Source organism: Thauera terpenica 58Eu, assembly GCF_000443165.1.
Taxonomy (GTDB): domain Bacteria; phylum Pseudomonadota; class Gammaproteobacteria; order Burkholderiales; family Rhodocyclaceae; genus Thauera; species Thauera terpenica.
This window is the reverse complement of sequence record NZ_ATJV01000013.1, coordinates 97,157-115,321: the sequence shown is the minus strand read 5'-3', so window position 1 is coordinate 115,321 and position 18,165 is coordinate 97,157. Positions and strand designations below refer to the sequence as shown.

General features: G+C 65.4%; 13 protein-coding genes, 3 tRNA genes and 1 pseudogene. 12 read left to right on the top strand and 5 right to left on the bottom strand.

The annotated features are described in order from the left end of the window. Nucleotides 1–80: 80 nt before the first annotated feature. A pseudogene (locus M622_RS23380) lies at nucleotides 81–311 on the bottom strand (aromatic ring-hydroxylating dioxygenase subunit alpha); the annotation flags it as partial. Nucleotides 312–433: 122 nt separating this feature from the next. Here M622_RS23380 and M622_RS23375 point away from each other — a divergent pair. From M622_RS23375 to mltF, 12 genes are all read left to right on the top strand, one after another. Next, complete coding sequence (locus M622_RS23375; RefSeq protein WP_021247988.1) at nucleotides 434–670, top strand: exodeoxyribonuclease VII small subunit; 237 nt, start codon at nucleotides 434–436, stop codon at nucleotides 668–670. After that, complete coding sequence (locus M622_RS23370; protein ID WP_031346201.1) at nucleotides 667–1,566, top strand: polyprenyl synthetase family protein; 900 nt, start codon at nucleotides 667–669, stop codon at nucleotides 1,564–1,566. The genes M622_RS23375 and M622_RS23370 overlap by 4 nt, the downstream gene beginning before the upstream one ends. Nucleotides 1,567–1,651: 85 nt before the next feature. After that, a complete protein-coding gene (dxs, locus tag M622_RS23365) occupies nucleotides 1,652–3,511 on the top strand; it encodes a 1-deoxy-D-xylulose-5-phosphate synthase (RefSeq protein WP_021247986.1) in 1,860 nt (619 codons plus the stop codon). A 122-nt stretch (nucleotides 3,512–3,633) separates the two neighbouring features. After that, entirely contained in the window at nucleotides 3,634–4,440 is an 807-nt protein-coding gene (gene folE2 / locus M622_RS23360) for a GTP cyclohydrolase FolE2 (protein ID WP_021247985.1), read from the top strand. A 166-nt stretch (nucleotides 4,441–4,606) separates the two neighbouring features. Continuing rightward, on the top strand, nucleotides 4,607–4,963 hold the full coding sequence (locus M622_RS23355) for a carboxymuconolactone decarboxylase family protein (RefSeq protein ID WP_021247984.1): 357 nt from the start codon (nucleotides 4,607–4,609) through the stop codon (nucleotides 4,961–4,963). A 60-nt stretch (nucleotides 4,964–5,023) separates the two neighbouring features. After that, nucleotides 5,024–5,113, top strand: a tRNA-Ser gene (locus M622_RS23350). Nucleotides 5,114–5,174: 61 nt separating this feature from the next. Continuing rightward, nucleotides 5,175–5,251 (top strand) — tRNA-Arg (locus M622_RS23345). Between the two features lie 44 nt (nucleotides 5,252–5,295). Further along, nucleotides 5,296–5,372: transfer RNA gene (locus M622_RS23340), tRNA-Arg, on the top strand. A gap of 145 nt (nucleotides 5,373–5,517) precedes the next feature. Next, the gene (locus M622_RS23335) at nucleotides 5,518–6,564 is read left to right on the top strand and encodes a DnaJ C-terminal domain-containing protein (protein ID WP_021247983.1); all 1,047 of its coding nucleotides are present in this window, start codon (nucleotides 5,518–5,520) and stop codon (nucleotides 6,562–6,564) included. 105 nt (nucleotides 6,565–6,669) lie between these two features. Beyond that, nucleotides 6,670–7,887 carry an efflux RND transporter periplasmic adaptor subunit gene (locus M622_RS23330; protein WP_021247982.1) on the top strand — a complete coding sequence of 406 codons (1,218 nt, stop codon included), beginning with the start codon at nucleotides 6,670–6,672 and terminating at the stop codon, nucleotides 7,885–7,887. Next, nucleotides 7,884–10,988 carry an efflux RND transporter permease subunit gene (locus M622_RS23325; protein WP_021247981.1) on the top strand — a complete coding sequence of 1,035 codons (3,105 nt, stop codon included), beginning with the start codon at nucleotides 7,884–7,886 and terminating at the stop codon, nucleotides 10,986–10,988. The genes M622_RS23330 and M622_RS23325 overlap by 4 nt, the downstream gene beginning before the upstream one ends. A 26-nt stretch (nucleotides 10,989–11,014) precedes the next feature. Further along, on the top strand, nucleotides 11,015–12,430 hold the full coding sequence (mltF, locus tag M622_RS23320; protein WP_021247980.1) for a membrane-bound lytic murein transglycosylase MltF: 1,416 nt from the start codon (nucleotides 11,015–11,017) through the stop codon (nucleotides 12,428–12,430). Between the two features lie 7 nt (nucleotides 12,431–12,437). On the opposite strand, the gene serS is transcribed toward mltF, so the two are convergent. From serS to M622_RS23300, 4 genes are all read right to left on the bottom strand, one after another. Then, nucleotides 12,438–13,730, bottom strand: a complete 1,293-nt coding sequence (gene serS, locus M622_RS23315) for a serine--tRNA ligase (protein WP_021247979.1) — start codon at nucleotides 13,728–13,730, stop codon at nucleotides 12,438–12,440. A gap of 89 nt (nucleotides 13,731–13,819) precedes the next feature. Continuing rightward, the gene (locus M622_RS23310; protein WP_021247978.1) at nucleotides 13,820–15,172 is read right to left on the bottom strand and encodes a replication-associated recombination protein A; all 1,353 of its coding nucleotides are present in this window, start codon (nucleotides 15,170–15,172) and stop codon (nucleotides 13,820–13,822) included. 28 nt (nucleotides 15,173–15,200) lie between these two features. Then, on the bottom strand, nucleotides 15,201–15,872 hold the full coding sequence (gene lolA, locus M622_RS23305) for an outer membrane lipoprotein periplasmic chaperone LolA (protein WP_031346197.1): 672 nt from the start codon (nucleotides 15,870–15,872) through the stop codon (nucleotides 15,201–15,203). Further along, a complete protein-coding gene (locus M622_RS23300) occupies nucleotides 15,872–18,163 on the bottom strand; it encodes a DNA translocase FtsK (protein WP_031346196.1) in 2,292 nt (763 codons plus the stop codon). The genes lolA and M622_RS23300 overlap by 1 nt, the downstream gene beginning before the upstream one ends. Nucleotides 18,164–18,165: the final 2 nt, after the last annotated feature.

Here is an 18,165-nt window from a genome sequence, read left to right as displayed (position 1 = left end):
GGGGAAAGGGGCGAATCATGCCAAAATCTCAGAATCTAGGCCATTGTTATATAAGCGTTTGTTAATAGTGCACCAACGCCCATCTGATGCACACTGCTGTCGGTACGCAGCAACAACTTGGAATGATCGAGCCATTCGAGGGAGCGGTAGTTTCCGACTTCGGGCACCATCAACTCATGGCCGACGTAGCCCGCTGCGGCGTCGAAGAGGAGCTTTTTCTCCAGCTCGAAAACACGTTCATCGAAGTACCACGAAACAGGCAGCTGCGAACCCGCCTGCGCCAGCTGCGCCTTGGAAGCGATGTCGGTCATCCCCGAATCCTAGTTACGGACGAAAATCCGGAAAATAAACCAGCTAGTCTATGACAGCCGCAGTTTGACCGCCACACGGTCGATCGGTTATTTTCCCGCCTTTGCCGCCCAGGTGCTCATCCATGCCAAAGTCGGCCGCCACTCCCAAGTCCTTCGAAGCCGCGGTATCCGAACTGGAAACCATCGTGCAGGAAATGGAATCCGGCAAGCTCGCGCTTGAAGACGCCCTTGCGCGCTATCAACGCGGCGTCAGCCTGTTGCGCTACTGTCAGGGCACGCTCGCCAGCGCCGAGCAGCGCGTAAAGGTTCTCGAGGGCGAAGCCCTGGTCGATTTCGCCGTCGAAGGAAAAGAAACATGAGCGCAAGTCCGTCATTCCAGGAATGGATGGGGCAAGTCCAGCAGCACACCGAAAGCGCACTCGAAGAACTGCTGCCTGAGGCCGACATCGCGCCACAGCGCTTGCACGCCGCCATGCGCTACGCCGTGCTTGGCGGCGGCAAGCGCGTACGCCCGCTGCTGGTGCATGCCGCCGGCGCGCTCTCCGGCGCGCCACGCGAGCGCCTGCATCGCGTTGCCTGCGCGGTGGAGTTGATCCACGCCTACTCCCTGGTCCATGACGACATGCCGTGCATGGACAACGATGTGCTGCGCCGCGGCAAGCCCACCGTGCATGTCGCATTCGATCAGGCCACGGCGCTGCTGGTCGGCGACGCGCTGCAAACACTCGCCTTCCAGGTACTGGTCGAGGCAGCGGTGGCCGACGATGCAGCAAGCCAGCTGAGCATGGTTGAAATGCTCGCCCAGGCCTCGGGCTCGCGCGGCATGGCGGGTGGCCAGGCCATCGACCTCGCCGCCGTCGGCACCCAGCCCAGCCGCGCTGAGCTGGAGTTCATGCATATCCGCAAGACGGGCGCCCTCATCCGCGCCTCGGTCTTGCTTGGCGCGCGCGCCGGACGCACGCTGGATGCCGAAGAACTACAGCGCCTGGACCATTACGCAAAGGTGGTGGGGCTCTTGTTCCAGGTGGTGGACGACATTCTCGACGCCGAGGCGGACACCGCCACCCTGGGCAAGACCGCTGGCAAGGACGCAAAAAACGACAAGCCCACCTATGTGAGTCTGCTTGGGCTGAGCCACGCCAGGGCTCTTGCCGATGACATGCTGGCCGATGCACGTGCGACACTGTTGCCCTTCGGCCCCCCAGCCGCGCGCCTCGAATCCCTGGCTGAGTACATCGTGCACCGCGCCTTTTGAGCTCGGACTCGCACCATCGAAGCCGGCGCATCGACGTCCACGACCCGAACGCCCACGACAATAACGACTCTGCACCGGACCGCACATGTCCTATCCGACCCTGGAACGCATCAGCACCCCCACCGACCTCCGCGCCCTCGAGCGCCGCCAACTCAACACCCTGGCCAATGAACTGCGTGCCTTCCTGATCGAGTCCGTCTCCAGGACCGGGGGCCACCTGTCGTCGAACCTGGGCACGGTCGAACTCACGATCGCCCTGCATCGCGTCTTCAACACGCCGCATGACCGCATCGTGTGGGATGTCGGTCACCAGACTTATGGCCACAAGATCCTCACCGGCCGGCGCGAAGCCATGTCCAGTCTGCGTCACTGGGGCGGCATCTCGGGCTTTCCGCGGCGCGGCGAGAGCGAATACGACACCTTTGGCACCGCGCACTCATCGACCTCGATTTCGGCTGCGCTGGGCATGGCCGTGGCCGCCCGCAGCCGCAAGGAAGACCGCCACGCCGTCGCCGTCATCGGCGATGGCGCAATGTCCGCCGGCATGGCCTTCGAGGCGCTGAACAACGCCGGCGACATGAACGACATCAACCTGCTGGTGATCCTCAACGACAACGAGATGTCGATTTCCCAGCCCGTCGGTGCCTTGACCAAGATACTCGCGCGCATGCTCTCGGGCTCGACCTATAACACCGCAAGGCGCGTGGGCGAGAAGGTGCTCGGCATTGCGCCGCCGGTGGCCGAGCTCGCGCGCAAGGTCGAGGAGTACGCGAAGGGCATGCTCAGCCCGGGCACACTGTTCGAGGAGTTCGGCTTCCACTATTACGGCCCGATCGACGGCCATGACCTCGACGCCCTGATCCCGACCCTGAACAACCTGAAGAAGCTCAAGGGCCCGCAGTTCCTGCATGTGATCACCCGCAAGGGCCAGGGCTACAAGCTCGCCGAGGCCGACCCCATCCTCTATCACGGGGTCTCGAAATTCGACCACACCGCCGGCATTCAGACCGCGAAGACCGCCGGCAAGCTCACCTACACCCAGGTCTTCGGCGACTGGCTGTGCGACGCGGCCACGCTTGATGCGCGCATCGTCGGCATCACCCCAGCCATGCGCGAGGGCTCGGGCATGGTGCGCTTCGCACAGGAGCATCCGGAGCGCTACTTCGACGTCGGCATCGCCGAGCAGCACGCCGTCACCTTCGCCGCCGCGCTGGCCTGCGAGGGCTTCGTGCCAGTGGTGGCGATCTACTCCACCTTCCTGCAGCGTGCCTACGACCAGCTGATCCACGATGTCGCCCTGCAGAACCTGCCGGTGGTGTTCGCGATCGACCGTGGCGGCCTGGTGGGCGCGGACGGCGCCACCCATCATGGTGCCTACGACCTGTCCTACCTCAGCTGCATCCCCAACATGGTGGTGATGGCACCTGCAGACGAGAACGAATGCCGCCAGATGCTGCACACGGCGACCCAGCATGCGGGACCGAGCGCGGTGCGCTATCCACGCGGCAGCGGCAGCGGCGTGGCACCTGCCGCCAAGATGAGTGCGCTGCCCATCGGCAAGGCCCAGGTGCGACGCCAGGGCACGCGTATCGCCCTGCTCGCCTTTGGCAGCATGGTCAGCCTTGCCGAAGGTGTCGGGGAGACGCTCGACGCCACCGTGGTCAATATGCGTTTCATCAAACCACTGGACGAAGCGCTCGTGCTCGAACTCGCAGCGCACCACGAGCTGCTGGTGACACTCGAGGAAAACGCGGTCATCGGCGGCGCCGGCGCCGAAGTGTCACGCGTGGTGGAGACGCTGGCCCAGCGCCCCCGCATGCTGCGCCTTGGCCTGCCCGATCACTTCATCGACCATGGCGATCAGGCGCAGTTGCTGGCCTCCGTCGGCCTTGACGAAGCCGGCATTCTCGCCAGCATCAACGCACTGTATCAGCGCGATAGTTGAGCATTTTTGTCAGGAAAGCTAAGATGTGCACCCAATCGCAACCAGGTTGCAATTAACCGTCAACCTGTCCGCACATCTTGCGCACGCTTCGCCCTTGCGCCGCATTTTCTTGAGAATTGCTCATGACTCCCCCCTTCGATGTGCCCATGCCCGACGTCCAGAGCAGCATGGACACGCGTCAGATCGCAATCAACAAGGTCGGCATCAAGTCGATCCGCCACCCCGTCAAGGTCAGCGACAAGACCGGTGGCGTGCAGCACACGGTCGCCAATTTCAACATGTACGTCGGCCTGCCCCACGACTTCAAGGGCACCCACATGTCGCGCTTCGTCGAGATCCTGAACTCCAACGAGCGCGACATCTCGGTTGAGTCCTTCGAGCCCATGCTGCGCGCAATGGTCGAGCGCCTGGAAGCAGAGACCGGCCATGTCGAGATGAGCTTCCCTTACTTCATCAACAAATCAGCACCCGTGTCCGGGGTGCAGAGCCTGATGGACTATGAAGTGAGCTTCATTGGCGAAATCAGCGCCGGCGGCCGCTACGAGTTCACCATGAAGATCGTGGTGCCGGTGACCAGCCTGTGTCCGTGCTCGAAGAAAATCTCGGATCGCGGCGCGCACAACCAGCGCTCCCACATCACCGTCACCGCGGTGCTCAACGATCACCTGTGGATCGAGGACATGGTGCAACTGGTCGAGAGCCAGGCATCCTGCGAAGTGTTCGGCCTGCTCAAGCGTCCGGACGAGAAGTGGGTGACCGAGCGCGCCTACGACAACCCCAAGTTCGTCGAGGACCTGGTGCGCGACGTCGCCGGGCTGCTCACCACCGAGCCCCGCATCGACGCCTACGTGGTCGAGTCCGAGAACTTCGAATCCATTCACAACCATTCGGCCTACGCCCTCATCGAGCGCGACAAGCGCCCGCATTGATCGCATTCGGGCCCGCGCCGTGCTGACTTTTCCCACCCGATGCAGGCGTGGGCTGGCTGCACTCATCCCGAATTCACGCAGTGGATGCGCCAATCGATGATGGCGATGCCGACCCGCATTGATTTCGGCTTAAAATAAGCAAATCCTAAAATACGGAGTTGCATCAATGTCCAAGTCCTTCGTTCAGATCACCACCGACGTCTCCAGGGCGCTTGCCACGCTGCGCAAGGAAAATCCGGAAACGATGCAGGGTTTCGGCGCAATGGCCAAGGGCGCTCTGAAGGACGGCGCGCTGACTGAACTGCAGAAGGAACTGATCGCGCTCGGGATTGCCGTGACTCAGCGTTGCGACGCCTGCATCGGCTTTCACATCAAGGCCTTGCTGAGCCTGGGCGCCAGTCGCGAGCAGATCATGGAAACACTCGCCGTATGCACCTACATGGGCGGCGGTCCGGCCTTGATGTATGCGGCCGAGGCCGTGCGCGCCTATGAGGAGATGGCCCCCCAGGCCACGACCGCGTAAAAAGTTCGGCACAAGGCATTTACATCCACTGAATACCCCCTATAATGCCGACCTTCGAGCGGAGAGGTGGCAGAGTGGTCGAATGTACCTGACTCGAAATCAGGCGTAGGTGCAAGCCTACCGTGGGTTCGAATCCCACCCTCTCCGCCAAACAACTTTGAAGAAGCAAGATTAGTCGTTATAATCTCGCCTCTTTGCAGTGCAGCAATAAGCGCCCGTAGCTCATCTGGATAGAGTACCTGGCTACGAACCAGGGGGTAGGAGGTTCGAATCCTTCCGGGCGCGCCAGCTTTTCAGGCCTTTCGACAACGGGCTTTAAATGTTTCGAGATTGCGCCCGTAGCTCATCTGGATAGAGTACCTGGCTACGAACCAGGGGGTAGGAGGTTCGAATCCTTCCGGGCGCGCCAGATTCAAGCAAAAGGCCCTGTCTTCGGACCGGGCCTTTTGCATTTTCGGCGCACCATGCAGGCACGCAACTGGGCCGCCTGCGCTCTCCAGCCCTCTCACGACCCGCACCGGGTCCCCGTGTCAACGCCCAGCGGACGCCAAAAAATGCGCGACGCGTACAAGCTGCTCGGTCTGAAACCGGGCGTGAGCCCGACCGACATAAAGCGCGCGTTTCGACGTCTGGCGATGCACTGGCACCCCGACCGCAACGACGACCCCGTCGCCACCGAGCACTTCAAGGCCCTGCGCCGCGCCCACGACCGCCTGCTCGACGCCTTGAGCACAGCGGCTGCCGACGGCGCCGCAGCCCCGGAGCAGGACACGGCGACCTCCTCCGGGCACGGCGCGGCGAGTTCCACTGCACCCGACTCTGATGTGCGCGGCGCTGACCGCTTCATGGAACTGGAGCTTGAGTTTGAAGAGGCTTTCAGCGGTGGCAGCAAGCAGATCAGGCTGAGCCAGTCGGCCCCCTGCACGCACTGCGAAGGCAGGGGCGAAGTCAAGCTCAGCTTCACTCGCCTGTGCACCCCCTGTCGCGGCACGGGGCGCGTGCGCAGCAGCGACCGTCTGCAGCACTGCCCGGTCTGCGCCGGGCGCGGCTATCGCAGCGTTGAAGCCTGCCCAAGCTGTGAGGGCAGCGGCAAGCAAAGCGTGGAGCGCTGGCTGGCGCTCAGTCTGCCCGCCGGCCTGATCGATGGCGACAGCCTGCGCCTGGCCGGCGAAGGCGAACCGCATCCCGAGTTCGTCGCTCGCCCCGGCGACCTCCACCTGCACATCCGGCTACGCCCCCATGCGCTGTACTCACGCCGCGGCCGGGACCTGTTGCTGCAGCGCCCCCTCAGTGCGCTCCGGCTGCTGCTGGGTGGCGAGGTGCGCATCCCGCACCCGGGTGGCGAGCGCACGGTGAAGGTGGACGCCGGCACCGCGAGCGCGCGCTCAGTCTGTTTTCATGGTGAAGGCTTTCCCGCACGCGCAGGCCGCCCGTGCGGCAACCTCATCATCGAGTTTGAACCGATCACGGTCGGTGAAATCGACGCTTCACTGCGGGAGCGGCTCGAGGCGCTGGAAACTGAATTGCAGCGCAAGTTGTCCGACTACTTTCCAGAGCTTGCAGCCTGGGAGGCGAACTGGCTGCAGGACCGGCGACCATGAATGATGGCCGCACACGACGCACAGCATGCGCAGGCGCAGGCGCATGCGTAGAATAAGCACCCACTAATAGACCACAGCCGCCTCGCGGCGACAGGCAAGCTCTTCATGCGCCGCTTCCTTCCGCTTTTCATCCTGCTCATCGCCCTTGGCGGCTTTGCAGCGCTACGTGCCACGCGTCCCGCACCTTCACCCGTTGAAGCTCGTGAGCGCGTATGGCAGATCGAAGCCCTGACTGCCCAGACGTCCTCCGTCCAGCCCACCCTCGTCCTCTATGGGCGTGTCGAGGCCCCCGACCAGGTGCGCGCCGCAGCACCGGTGGGCGGTCGCATCCTGGAGCTCAACGCGCGTGACGGAGACCGCGTGACCGCCGGCACCGTGCTTGCCCGCCTCGATCCGCGCGACCTCCAGCCACGCCTCGCGCAGGCGCAAGCCGATGTCGAGCGCGAGCACATCCGCCAGCGCTTCGATGTCGACGCCGTGCGCCAGGAGAAGACGCTGCTGGCCCTGGCGCAGGCCAAGGTCGCGCGTTTCGAAAAACTCAAGGATGCGCGCCTGGGTGCGGAAAGCGCCTTCGACCAGGCGCGCGAGGAGGCGGCCCGCGTGCAGCTCATGCTGAGCCAGCGCGAGCAGGCCATCGCCGAGCATCCTGCCCGACTCGCGCAGTTGCAGGCCAGGCTGGCGGAAGCGCGCCGTGATGCGCAGCGCGGCGAGATCACCGCTGCCTTCGACGCCCGCATCGGCAAGGTCGAGGTTGCGGCAGGCGATCAGGTGCAAGCCGGGCAGACCCTGCTCACGCTGTACGCGTCCGACGCGCTGTTCCTGCGTGCCCGCGTCCCCGCCATTTATGCGGAGGAGTTGCGCAGCGCGCTGCACCGTGGCGAGGTGCTGCGCGCCGAGGCCGACTTCGGTAGCCAGCGCGTGCTGGCGCAGCTCGAACGCATCGCGGGTGAGGCTGACGCACGTGGCGTGGAGGTGCTGCTGCGCCTCGTCGACAGCAACCCGGTGCCGGCAGGGGCGTTTCTGAATGCGGTGCTGCAACGCCCACAGGTCGACGACGTCATTGCCCTTCCACCCGCGGCACTGCACGGTGGCGATCGCGTCTACATGGTGCAGGACGAACGCCTGGTCGGCGTGCGCGTGAGCAGAGTCGGAGAGCGCCGCGAGGGTGAGGAGGTGCGCCTGCTGGTGCGCGCGCCGCAGCTGGACACCGGCAGCACGGTGATGGTGACCCATCTGCCGCACGCCATCGACGGTCTCGCGGTTGAGGTGATCCAGCCCGAGAGCAGGACGGCGCCCGCCGCACGCAGCGCGGGCGCAGCATGAACTCAGGCTTCATGCGCATGCTGGCCGGCCACAAGGTGGCAGCGAACGTGTTGATGCTGCTCGCCTTCGTGCTTGGGGTGATCGGCGTCACGCGCATGAACGTGCAGTTCTTCCCCACCTTCGATCTCGATGTGATCTCGGTGCGCGTGGTGTGGAGTGGCGCGTCAGCCGAGGACATCGAAGTCGGCATCACCGCGCCGCTCGAGGAGCGCCTGAAGACGGTCGACGGCCTCAAGCGCATGAGCTCGACCTCGGCGCAAGGGGTGGCAAGCATCACCCTCGAATTGAACGAGCGCACCGATGCCTTGCTCGCGCTCGACCAGGCCCGCCAGCGCGTCGACGAATTCCGCAATCTTCCGCGTGACGCCGAACCTCCCGAAGTCAGCCGCATATCACGCTACGACCCGATCGCGCGCCTGCTGGTACGCGGCAGCAGCGTCGACGAGCTGCGCCCCTGGGTACGCCGCTTCGAAGCCGAGCTGCTCGCCGCCGGCATTGACCGCGTCAATATCACCGGCTTGCCCGAGGAGCGCATCGCCATCGAGGTGCCTGCGGCCGCACTCGAGACGCTAGGCCTCTCACTGCAGCAGATCGGCGAGCGCGTCAGCCAGTTCGCGCGCGACGTGCCCGCTGGCATCGCCGGCGAGGCCGACGGCGCACGCGAAATTCGTGGCCTTGAGCAACGCCGCAGCGCACAAGCTTTTGCCTCCCTGCCCATCCTCAGCGACCCGCAAGGTGTGGTGCGTCTGGGCGAGATCGCGACCCTGAGCCGTGAGCCCCGCACGGGCCAGCTCGCCCTCTTCGAGCGCGGCGACGCGGTGGTCGAGATGCAGCTCCAGCGCAGCGAAAGCGGACACTCGCTCAAGGCCGCGAAGGTCCTCGAAACCTGGCTGGAAAGCACCCGCCCCACCCTGCCCGCCTCCATCCGTCTGGAGGTGTTCGACGCCCAATGGCAGCTCATCCGCGACCGTATCGAACTATTGGTCAACAACGGCCTGTCAGGGCTGCTGCTGGTGGTGGCGGTGCTGTATTTCTTCCTGCCGATGCGGGTTGCGTTCTGCGTCATGATCGGCGTACCCACCGCTTTCCTCGCCACCCTGGGGCTGATGCTGTTCTTCGGTGGCACGATCAACATGATGAGTCTGTTCGCGCTCATCATGGCCCTGGGCATCATCGTCGATGACGCGATCGTGGTCAGCGAAGACGCCGACACCCATCGCCGCCTGGGCGAAAGCCCGGGGCAGGCCGCGCTCGGTGGCGCACAGCGCATGTTGTGGCCGGTGGTGGCCGCCTCGCTCACCACCATCGCCGCCTTCATTCCGCTGATGCTGGTCGGCGGGGTGGTCGGCAACATTCTGGGCGACATCCCTTTCGTGATGATCATGGTCATCATGGCCTCGCTGCTCGAGAGCTTCCTCATCCTGCCCGCTCACCTCACGCTCGCACTGGCGGGCAAGGCCGGCCAGCACACCTCCAGGCTGAGACAACGTCTCGATGCCGGCTTTGCGCATTTTCGTGATCAGCGCTTTCGTCCGCTGGTCGAGCGCGCGCTGAGCTGGCGCGCCACCACCATTGCCATCACCCTCGCCCTGATGGTCCTCGCCATTGGCCTGCTCGCGGGCGGTCGCCTGGGGTTTGTGTTCTTTCCCACTCCGGAAGGCCAGGTGATGTATGCCAATGCCACCTTCGTTGCAGGCACGCCACGCGCGCACACCGCAGCCTTCCTGCAAGACCTGGAGCGCGCGCTGTTCGAGGCGGAGTCCGAGCTCGGCGGCGGGCTGGTACGCACGGCGGTATCCCGTCTCGGCGGCACCATTGCCAGCGCCGGCGCCACCGGGCCACGCGGTGACCAGCTCGCCGCGATCATGGTCGAACTGAGCCCCTCGGACGAACGCGAGGTGCGCAACGAGCGCTTTCTTGCCACCTGGCGGGAAAAACTCGGCGCCGTGGCCGGCATCGAGATGCTCACCTTCACCGCACGCCAGTCCGGCCCGCCTGGACGCGACCTGAACGTGCGCCTGATGGGCGACGACGCCGACCGGCTCAAGGCCGCTGCACTCGAGCTCGCTGAGTCCATGAAGAGCATCGCCGGTGTCAGTGAAACCGAGGACGACATGCCCTTCGGTCGTGAACAGCTCATCTACCGCCTCACCCCGGCGGGCGAAGCCCTCGGCCTGAGCACTGAAAGCCTGGGTCGTCAGTTGCGTGCCGCCTTCGATGGCAGTCTCGCGCAGCTCGTGCAGGTGGGGCGCGACGAGCTCGAGGTGCGCGTCATGCTGCCGCGTGCCGAACGCAGCCGCCTCGACGTCTTCGATCGCATCACCGTCAGCCTCCCCGACGGCCGCTTTGCCCCGCTGGCAACGGTGGCAAGCTGGGAGTCACGCCGCGGCTTCGAGGCCCTGCGCCACGCCGAAGGTCGGCTGGCGGTGGAGGTGTCGGCGGCGGTCGATCCACGGGTGAACAACGCCAACGCGATCCAGGCGGAGCTGACGCGCGACACGCTGCCGCGGCTGGCGCAAAGGCATGGGGTGGAGTTCAGCTTCGAGGGCCGCTCCGCCGACCAGCGCGAGACCATGGAAGACATGAAGAACGGCATCATCCTTGGCCTCGGCCTCATCTATCTGGTGCTGGTGTGGTCGTTCTCGTCCTGGAGCTGGCCGCTGGTGGTCATGTCGGCCATCCCGCTCGGCCTTGCCGGCGCCCTCTTCGGCCACTGGCTGCTCGATGTACAGCTCACCATCCTGTCGCTGTTCGGTCTGTTCGGCCTGTCCGGCATCGTGGTCAACAACTCCATCATCCTCGTCAGCCTGTTCAAGGAGCTGCGCGAGCAGGGCCAAGGCCTCAACGAGGCCCTGGTCGGGGCCTCATGCGGCCGCCTGCGCGCGGTGCTGCTGACCTCACTGACCACCATAGGCGGGCTCACGCCACTGCTTTTCGAGAGCTCGCTGCAGGCCCAGTTCCTGATCCCGATGGCGACCTCGATTGCCTTCGGGCTTGGATTCTCGGCGATACTCGTGCTTTTCTTCGTGCCGGCCTTGCTCTCGCTGCTGGAGAGCTTCCACGCCTGGACGGCCGCACCCACCGCCCCGCGCCCGGCCTGAGCAGCAGTCCGGCCAAGGAATGCACGATGGCCCGATTGCTGTCACGTCTGCCGCACCGCCTCGCACTGGCAAGCCTGCTGGCGCTGAGCCTGCTGCTCAATGCCTGTGGCCCCACCGACAGGCCGCGGGTGACGGACTACCGCAGCCAAGGCGAATTGCGGGTCGCCACGCGCCACGATGCGATCTCCTACCGCATCGATGACGAGGGCCACGCCAGCGGCTTCGAGCACGAGCTGCTGCTGGCACTGGGCGACGCGCTCGGTGTGCCGGTCAAGTTCGTCCCCTACCCTGACGCAGCACGTGCGCTGGATGCGGTGATCAATGGCCAGGTGCACATGGCGGCCGCCGGGCTGGGTCAAAACGAGCGCCTGCCCTTGCGCTGGTCTGCACCGCTGCGCGAGGTGGAATACGTCATCGTCGGCCGCAACGACGGGCCTGCGGTCAACACCGAAGACCGGCTCGCGGGGCGCACGGTGTCCGTACGCCGCGGCAGCCTGCCGGCCGACAGGATCAGCGCCATCCGCAAGCGCCTGCCCGCGCTCAACGTGCATTTCCCGATCAAGGCCGGTGAAGAAAAACTGCTCGCCGAGCTGGCGCGCGGCGCGCTTGACCTCGTCGCCACCGACCGTCTGCACTACGCCTTCGCGGCGCGCATCCATCCCGAGCTTGAGATCGTGTACGAATTGCCCGGGCGCTCCAGCATCGCGTGGGCGCTCGCCCCCGAGGACGAGGGTCTGGCCACCGCGGTCGACGCCTTCATCGCCGCCTTCAGCGCCAGCGGCCGACTGGCACGCCTTGCCGATCGCCACTTTGGCCACGTCCGACGCCTAGACGATGCCGCCATCACCACCTTCCTCACGCGCATCCGCGAGCGCCTGCCGCGCTACCGCGCATTCTTCCATGAGGCCCAGGCGCGCACCGGCATCGACTGGCGCTATCTCGCCGCCGTCGCCTATCAGGAATCGCACTGGGACCCGCAGGCGACCTCATTCACCGGCGTGCGCGGGATGATGATGCTGACCGGGGACACTGCGGACCGCCTGGGGGTAAAGGACCGCCTCGACCCGCGCGAGAGCATCCTGGGCGGAGCACGCTACCTCGACATGCTGATGGAACAGTTGCCCGCCGAGGTGGCCGAGCCGGATCGCACCTGGATGGCGACCGCGGCCTACAACCTGGGCATGGGCCACCTCAATGGCGCACGTTCAATCGCGCGTGGGCTGGGCAAGGACGAGCACTCGTGGTGGGACATGAAGTCGGTGCTGCCGCTGATGTCACGGCCCGAATACGCGCAGCGCCTCAAGTCCGGCCCCGCACGCGGCGGCGAAGCGGTGGTGATGACCGAAAACGTGCGCAACTTTCACGACATTCTCGAAGGGCTGGAAGCGCCCTATGAGCCGGCACTGAGCCCGCCGCAGCTGCGGCTGGGCCCGCCCGGCTGAGCTTCAATCAGAGCGCGGGTTCGAGCAGCTCCACGCCACCCATGTAGGGCACCAGGGCCTGCGGAATCCGGATCGAGCCATCGGCCTGCTGGCAGTTTTCCAGCACCGCGACCAAGGTCCGCCCCACCGCCAGACCCGAGCCATTGAGCGTGTGCACCAGCTCATTCTTGCCCTGCGCGTTCTTGTAGCGCGCCTGCATGCGACGGGCTTGAAAGGCTTCGCAGTTGGAGCAGCTGGATATTTCGCGAAAGGTGTTCTGCGCCGGCAGCCACACCTCTATGTCGTAGGTCTTGGTCGCGGAAAAACCCATATCGCCGGTGCACAGCGTGATCACGCGGTAGGGCAGTTCGAGCTTTTGCAGGATGGCCTCGGCATGGCCCACCATCTGCTCGAGCGCGTCGTAGCTGGTGGAAGGCTCGACCACCTGCACCATCTCCACCTTGTCGAACTGGTGCTGGCGGATCATGCCGCGCACGTCGCGCCCGCCGCTGCCCGCCTCTGAACGAAAGCAGGGGCTGTGCGCGGTCATGCGGATCGGCAAGGCGTCGAGCGCCAGCACGTCCTCGCGCACGCTGTTGGTGAGCGTGATCTCGGCGGTCGGGATCAGATATTGCTCCAGCCCTTCCTCATCACCGCCGCGCAGCACCCAGAACAGATCCTCCTTGAACTTGGGCAGCTGTCCGGTACCGAACAAGGCCTCGCGGTTGACGATGTAAGGCGTGTAGCACTCGGTATAGCCGTGCTCTAGGGTGTGGGTGTCGAGCATGAACTGCGCCAGGGCGCGATGCAGACGGGCCACCGGTCCGCGCAGAAAGGCGAAACGCGAGCCCGACAGCTTGGCGCCGGTCTCGAAATCCAGCCCCAGCGGTGCGCCCAGGTCGACATGGTCGCGCACCTCGAAATCGTATTGACGCGGCGTGCCCCAGCGCCGCTGCTCGACGTTGTCACGCTCATCCACGCCCACCGGCACACTTTCGTGCGGCAGATTGGGCAGACGGGCGACGAAGTCATTCATGCGCTCGAGCACGCCCGGCAGCGTTTGTTCGCAGGCCTTGAGCTCCTCACCCAGCTGCGCCACCTCGCTCAGCACCGCAGTGGCGTCCTCGCCCTTCGCCTTGAGCATGCCAATCTGTTTGGACAAGGTGTTGCGCCTGGCCTGCAGCTCCTGAGTGCGGGTCTGCAACTGCTTGCGCTCGTCCTCGAGTTCAATGAAGAGCGCACTGTCCAATTGCATGCCGCGGCTGGCGAGGCGGTCGGCAACGGTATCGATCTGGTTACGCAGAACTTGTATGTCGAGCATCGGGTTTTCCTGGAATCGTCAAAGAGTCATCGACTTGGGATGGGAAGGGAAAATGCAGGCAGCACAGGCCGAATCCGTGTGCGCCCGCTTCATGACTGATCATCCGCGCGCGCACTGCGACCAGCGCCGCCCGCCTTGCCCCCTGCGGCTTCGTCCAGGGCACGCAGGTGGGCGAGTTTTTCGCCGATGCGCGCTTCCATGCCGCGCGTGGTGGGGCGGTACCAGTTTGGCGTCGCCACGCCCTCGGGCAGATAGCTCTCGCCCGCCGCATAGGCATGCGGCTCATCATGTGCGTAGCGGTAGGCCTTGCCGTAACCCAGATCCTTCATCAGGCGCGTGGGCGCGTTGCGCAGATGCAGCGGCACCGGCCGTGAGCCGTCGCGCTTGACGAACTCGCGCGCGGCCTTGTAGGCCTTGTAGGCCGCGTTCGACTTGGCAGCGCAGGCAAGGAAAAGCGTGGCTTGTGCAAGCGCGAGCTCGCCCTCGGGCGAGCCCAGGCGCTCGTAGGTGGCGCAGGCGTTCAAGCTCATCTCGAGCGCGCGCGGATCGGCCAGGCCGATATCTTCCACCGCCATGCGAATCAGCCGCCGGCCGAGATAGAGCGGGTCTGCGCCGCCATCCAGCATGCGGCACAGCCAGTACAGGGCAGCGTCAGGATCCGAGCCGCGCACCGCCTTGTGCAGGGCCGAGATCTGATCGTAGAAGGCCTCGCCGCCCTTGTCGAAACGGCGCAGGCTCTGCGACAAGGCCGCATCGACGAAGTCCGCGCTCACCGCCTCCACTGCAGCAGTCTGCGCCGCCACCTGCACCTGCTCGATCACATTCATCAAGCGTCGCGCGTCGCCGTCGGCAAAGCCGATCATGCGCGCACGCGCGTCGTCGTCGAACCCCAGCTGCGGGCAGGCGAAGGCCTGCGCACGCTCGAACAGCGCCGTCATCGCCTCGGCGTCGAGCGGTTCGAGCACATACACCGCCGCACGCGAGAGCAGGGCTGAATTGACCTCGAAGGATGGATTCTCGGTGGTGGCACCGATGAAGGTCACCAGGCCTTGTTCGACATAGGGCAGGAAGGCATCTTGCTGCGCCTTGTTGAAGCGATGCACCTCATCGACAAACAGCAGGGTGTGACGACCGCGGGCCTTTGCCTGTTGCGCCTGCTGAATCGCTTCGCGAATCTCCTTGACGCCCGAAAAAACTGCGGACAGGGCGACGAACTCGGCATCGAAACCCTCCGCCATCAAGCGCGCGAGCGTGGTCTTGCCCACCCCCGGCGGGCCCCACAGGATCATCGAATGCGACTTGCGCGCAGCAAAAGCCAGCGCCAGGGGCTTGCCCGCGCCGAGCAGATGGGTCTGCCCGGCCACCTCCGCGAGCGACTTCGGTCGCATGCGTTCGGCCAGCGGCACCTGCGTCGGCGCCAGGGATTCGAACAGATCCGCCATCAGGACAGGCTTCAGCAGCGCATGTGGTTCAGCGCGCAGGCGCCGCAGCGTCGCCGATCACGTCCGCACCGGACGGCGGCACGAAGCGGAAACGGTCGGTGGCGAGCTGGGGGTTCGGTGCCAGGCGGGTAAAGCGGATCAAGGTGGTCTGGCCAAAATTGTCGCGCATCTCCATGCGCCGCAGCTGACCGCCCTGCAAGCCGATGCGCAGCGACTCGAAGCCGCTGTCGGCCTGGCGCGGGCGCGCCTCCACCCAGGCCAGCTCACCCTCCCTGCCACCTTCGGTGAGCACGAAACCCTCGTCGAGCTCGCCGCTGCCAAACAGGATCGCCGCCGGCGTGGCGCCCAGCGCGTCACCCATCGCGCGCACGGTCACCTGGTTGAGGTCCGGATCCCAGGTCCACAAGTTGACCCCATCACCGATCAGGATCTGCCGGTAGGGGCGCTCGTACTCCCAGTTGAAACGGCCAGGCCGCGCGTAGGCAAAATGGCCGGAAGCCTGCTGCGGCTTGCGCCCGGACTGAGCGAGCACCGTTTGCTCGAACTCACCCTCCGCACTCGGCGTGGCCGCCACGAACTGGCGCAGCTGCGCGATGCCGTCGGTCGCAAACGCCAGGGCGCTGGTCGCCATCAGCGCTGTCGCCAGCACGCCACGCAGCATGGCGCTGGCCGAAGCTCGTACGCAAGACCCCATCTTCATCACTCGCTCTCCTTGGCCGGCACGATGACATCACGATTGCCGTTGCTGCCCATTGCCGACACCAGCCCTGCGCGCTCCATCTGCTCGATCAGGCGGGCGGCGCGGTTGTAGCCGATACGCAGGTGACGCTGCACCAGCGAGATCGAGGGACGGCGCGTCTTGACCACGATCTCGACCGCCTGGTCGTAAAGCGGGTCAGCTTCCTCGTCACCGCCTTCGCCCCCCACGCCCAGGGCACCCTCGAGATCGTCTTCGGCTGCCGAAAGGATGCCTTCCACATAGTCGGGCGGGCCGATGCGCTTGAGGTGGTCGACGACCTTGTGCACTTCTTCGTCAGCGACGAAGGCGCCATGGACCCGCACCGGGAGGCCGGTGCCAGGTGCCAGATAGAGCATGTCGCCCATCCCGAGCAGGGTCTCCGCGCCCATCTGATCGAGGATGGTGCGCGAATCGATCTTGCTTGAGACCTGAAAGGAAATGCGCGTGGGCACGTTGGCCTTGATCAAGCCGGTGATCACATCCACCGAGGGGCGCTGGGTGGCGAGGATCAGGTGAATGCCGGCTGCACGCGCCTTCTGTGCGAGGCGGGCGATCAGCTCTTCCACCTTCTTGCCCACCACCATCATCATGTCGGCGAGCTCGTCGACGACCACCACGATGTAAGGCAGGGTGTCGAGCGGCTCGGGGCTGTCCGGGGTGATCGAGAACGGGTTGGTGAGCGGCGCCCCGGCCTTGCGCGCCTCCACCACCGCCTTGTTGAAGCCCGCCAGGTTGCGCACGCCGAGCGCGGACATGAGCTTGTAGCGTTTGTCCATCTCGCTCACGCACCAGTTGAGTGCATTGGCGGCGTGCTTCATGTCGGTGACGACCGGCGCCAGAAGGTGGGGGATGCCTTCGTAGATCGACAACTCCAGCATCTTCGGGTCGACCATGATCAGGCGCACGCGGTCCGGCTCGCTCTTGTAGAGCAGTGACAGGATCATGGCGTTGATGCCGACCGACTTGCCCGAACCCGTCGTGCCGGCCACCAGCAGGTGCGGCATCTTGGCCAGGTCGGCCACCACCGGATGGCCACCGATGTCCTTGCCCAGCACGACCGTGAGCGGCGACGCCATGTCCTGATAGACCTTCGAGCCGATGATCTCCGACAGGCGCACCATCTGGCGCCTGGGGTTGGGCAACTCGAGCGCCATGCACGACTTGCCCGGCACCGTCTCCACCATGCGCACCGAGACCAGCGACAGCGCGCGCGACAGATCCTTCGCCAGGTTGACCACCTGGCTGCCCTTGACGCCGGTGGCAGGCTCGATTTCGTAGCGCGTGATCACCGGCCCTGGATAGGCGGCGAGCACCTTCACTTCAACGCCGAACTCGGCGAGCTTGGTCTCGATCAGGCGCGAAGTGGATTCCAGCGCCTCGGCCGAAGGCGGATCAAGCTCGCCCGATGCCGGGTCGAGCAGCATCACCGGCGGGATGACGCCTTCAGTCACATCGGAGAACAAGGTTTGCTGGCGCTCGCGTTCGACGCGTTCGGACTTTGGCACCGAGACTGCTGCCGGTTCGATGCGCAAGGGCGCAGCGACTGCCTTGTCGACGCGGCGACGGCGAGTCTCCACCACGGTTTCGCGTTTCTGCAAGCGTCCACGCTCTGCCCGCCCCTCTCGCCAGCGCTGCGCACCCTGCAGCACCGTAGACACCGCCCGCTCCACGCACAGACCGACGCGCTCCGCCACCGCGAGCCAGGACACCCCGGTAAATAGCGACAACCCTGAGGCCATCAGCGCAAGCAGCAACAAGGTGCCGCCGGTGAAGCCGAAGTAGCGCTGGGTCAGCCCGCCGAGCTCCATGCCCAGCAGCCCGCCCGGGGCCAGCGGGACATCCGCCGCGTGCGTGTGGAAGCGCATGAACTCCAGCGCGCTGCTGGTGAGCAGTACGAAAACAAAGCCCAGCAGGACGAAGACGAAGGAGCGGTGATCGAGCGTCAGGCGGTTCTTCAAGCGACGGAAACCCCACAGCAGGCTGTAACCGAGAAACACCACCCACCACCATGAAGACACGCCGAACAGATAAAGCAGCAGATCCGCCAGCCAGGCGCCGAAGCGCCCCCCCGGATTGGCAACCCGGGCAACATCAGCCGCGTGCGACCAGCCAGGATCGGCCTTGCTGTAACCGATCAGGATCAGCCCCACGTAAAGGGACATCACGCCCAGGATCAGCCAGCGCGCTTCCTGCAGCAGTAGCGAAATCTTTTCGGGCAAAGGCTGGGAGCGGGACGACGAGCGAGACAGCATGG

What these genes read in the sequence shown, in the direction of transcription:
- M622_RS23355 (WP_021247984.1), top strand. Translation starts at nt 4,607, where the DNA reads ATGTCCAAGTCCTTCGTTCAGATCACCACCGACGTCTCCAGGGCGCTT.
- M622_RS23370 (WP_031346201.1), top strand. Translation starts at nt 667, where the DNA reads ATGAGCGCAAGTCCGTCATTCCAGGAATGGATGGGGCAAGTCCAGCAG.
- dxs (WP_021247986.1), top strand. Translation starts at nt 1,652, where the DNA reads ATGTCCTATCCGACCCTGGAACGCATCAGCACCCCCACCGACCTCCGC.
- M622_RS23330 (WP_021247982.1), top strand. Translation starts at nt 6,670, where the DNA reads ATGCGCCGCTTCCTTCCGCTTTTCATCCTGCTCATCGCCCTTGGCGGC.
- serS (WP_021247979.1), bottom strand. Translation starts at nt 13,730, where the DNA reads ATGCTCGACATACAAGTTCTGCGTAACCAGATCGATACCGTTGCCGAC.
- M622_RS23335 (WP_021247983.1), top strand. Translation starts at nt 5,518, where the DNA reads ATGCGCGACGCGTACAAGCTGCTCGGTCTGAAACCGGGCGTGAGCCCG.
- M622_RS23375 (WP_021247988.1), top strand. Translation starts at nt 434, where the DNA reads ATGCCAAAGTCGGCCGCCACTCCCAAGTCCTTCGAAGCCGCGGTATCC.
- mltF (WP_021247980.1), top strand. Translation starts at nt 11,015, where the DNA reads ATGGCCCGATTGCTGTCACGTCTGCCGCACCGCCTCGCACTGGCAAGC.
- lolA (WP_031346197.1), bottom strand. Translation starts at nt 15,872, where the DNA reads ATGAAGATGGGGTCTTGCGTACGAGCTTCGGCCAGCGCCATGCTGCGT.
- folE2 (WP_021247985.1), top strand. Translation starts at nt 3,634, where the DNA reads ATGACTCCCCCCTTCGATGTGCCCATGCCCGACGTCCAGAGCAGCATG.
- M622_RS23325 (WP_021247981.1), top strand. Translation starts at nt 7,884, where the DNA reads ATGAACTCAGGCTTCATGCGCATGCTGGCCGGCCACAAGGTGGCAGCG.
- M622_RS23300 (WP_031346196.1), bottom strand. Translation starts at nt 18,163, where the DNA reads ATGCTGTCTCGCTCGTCGTCCCGCTCCCAGCCTTTGCCCGAAAAGATT.
- M622_RS23310 (WP_021247978.1), bottom strand. Translation starts at nt 15,172, where the DNA reads ATGGCGGATCTGTTCGAATCCCTGGCGCCGACGCAGGTGCCGCTGGCC.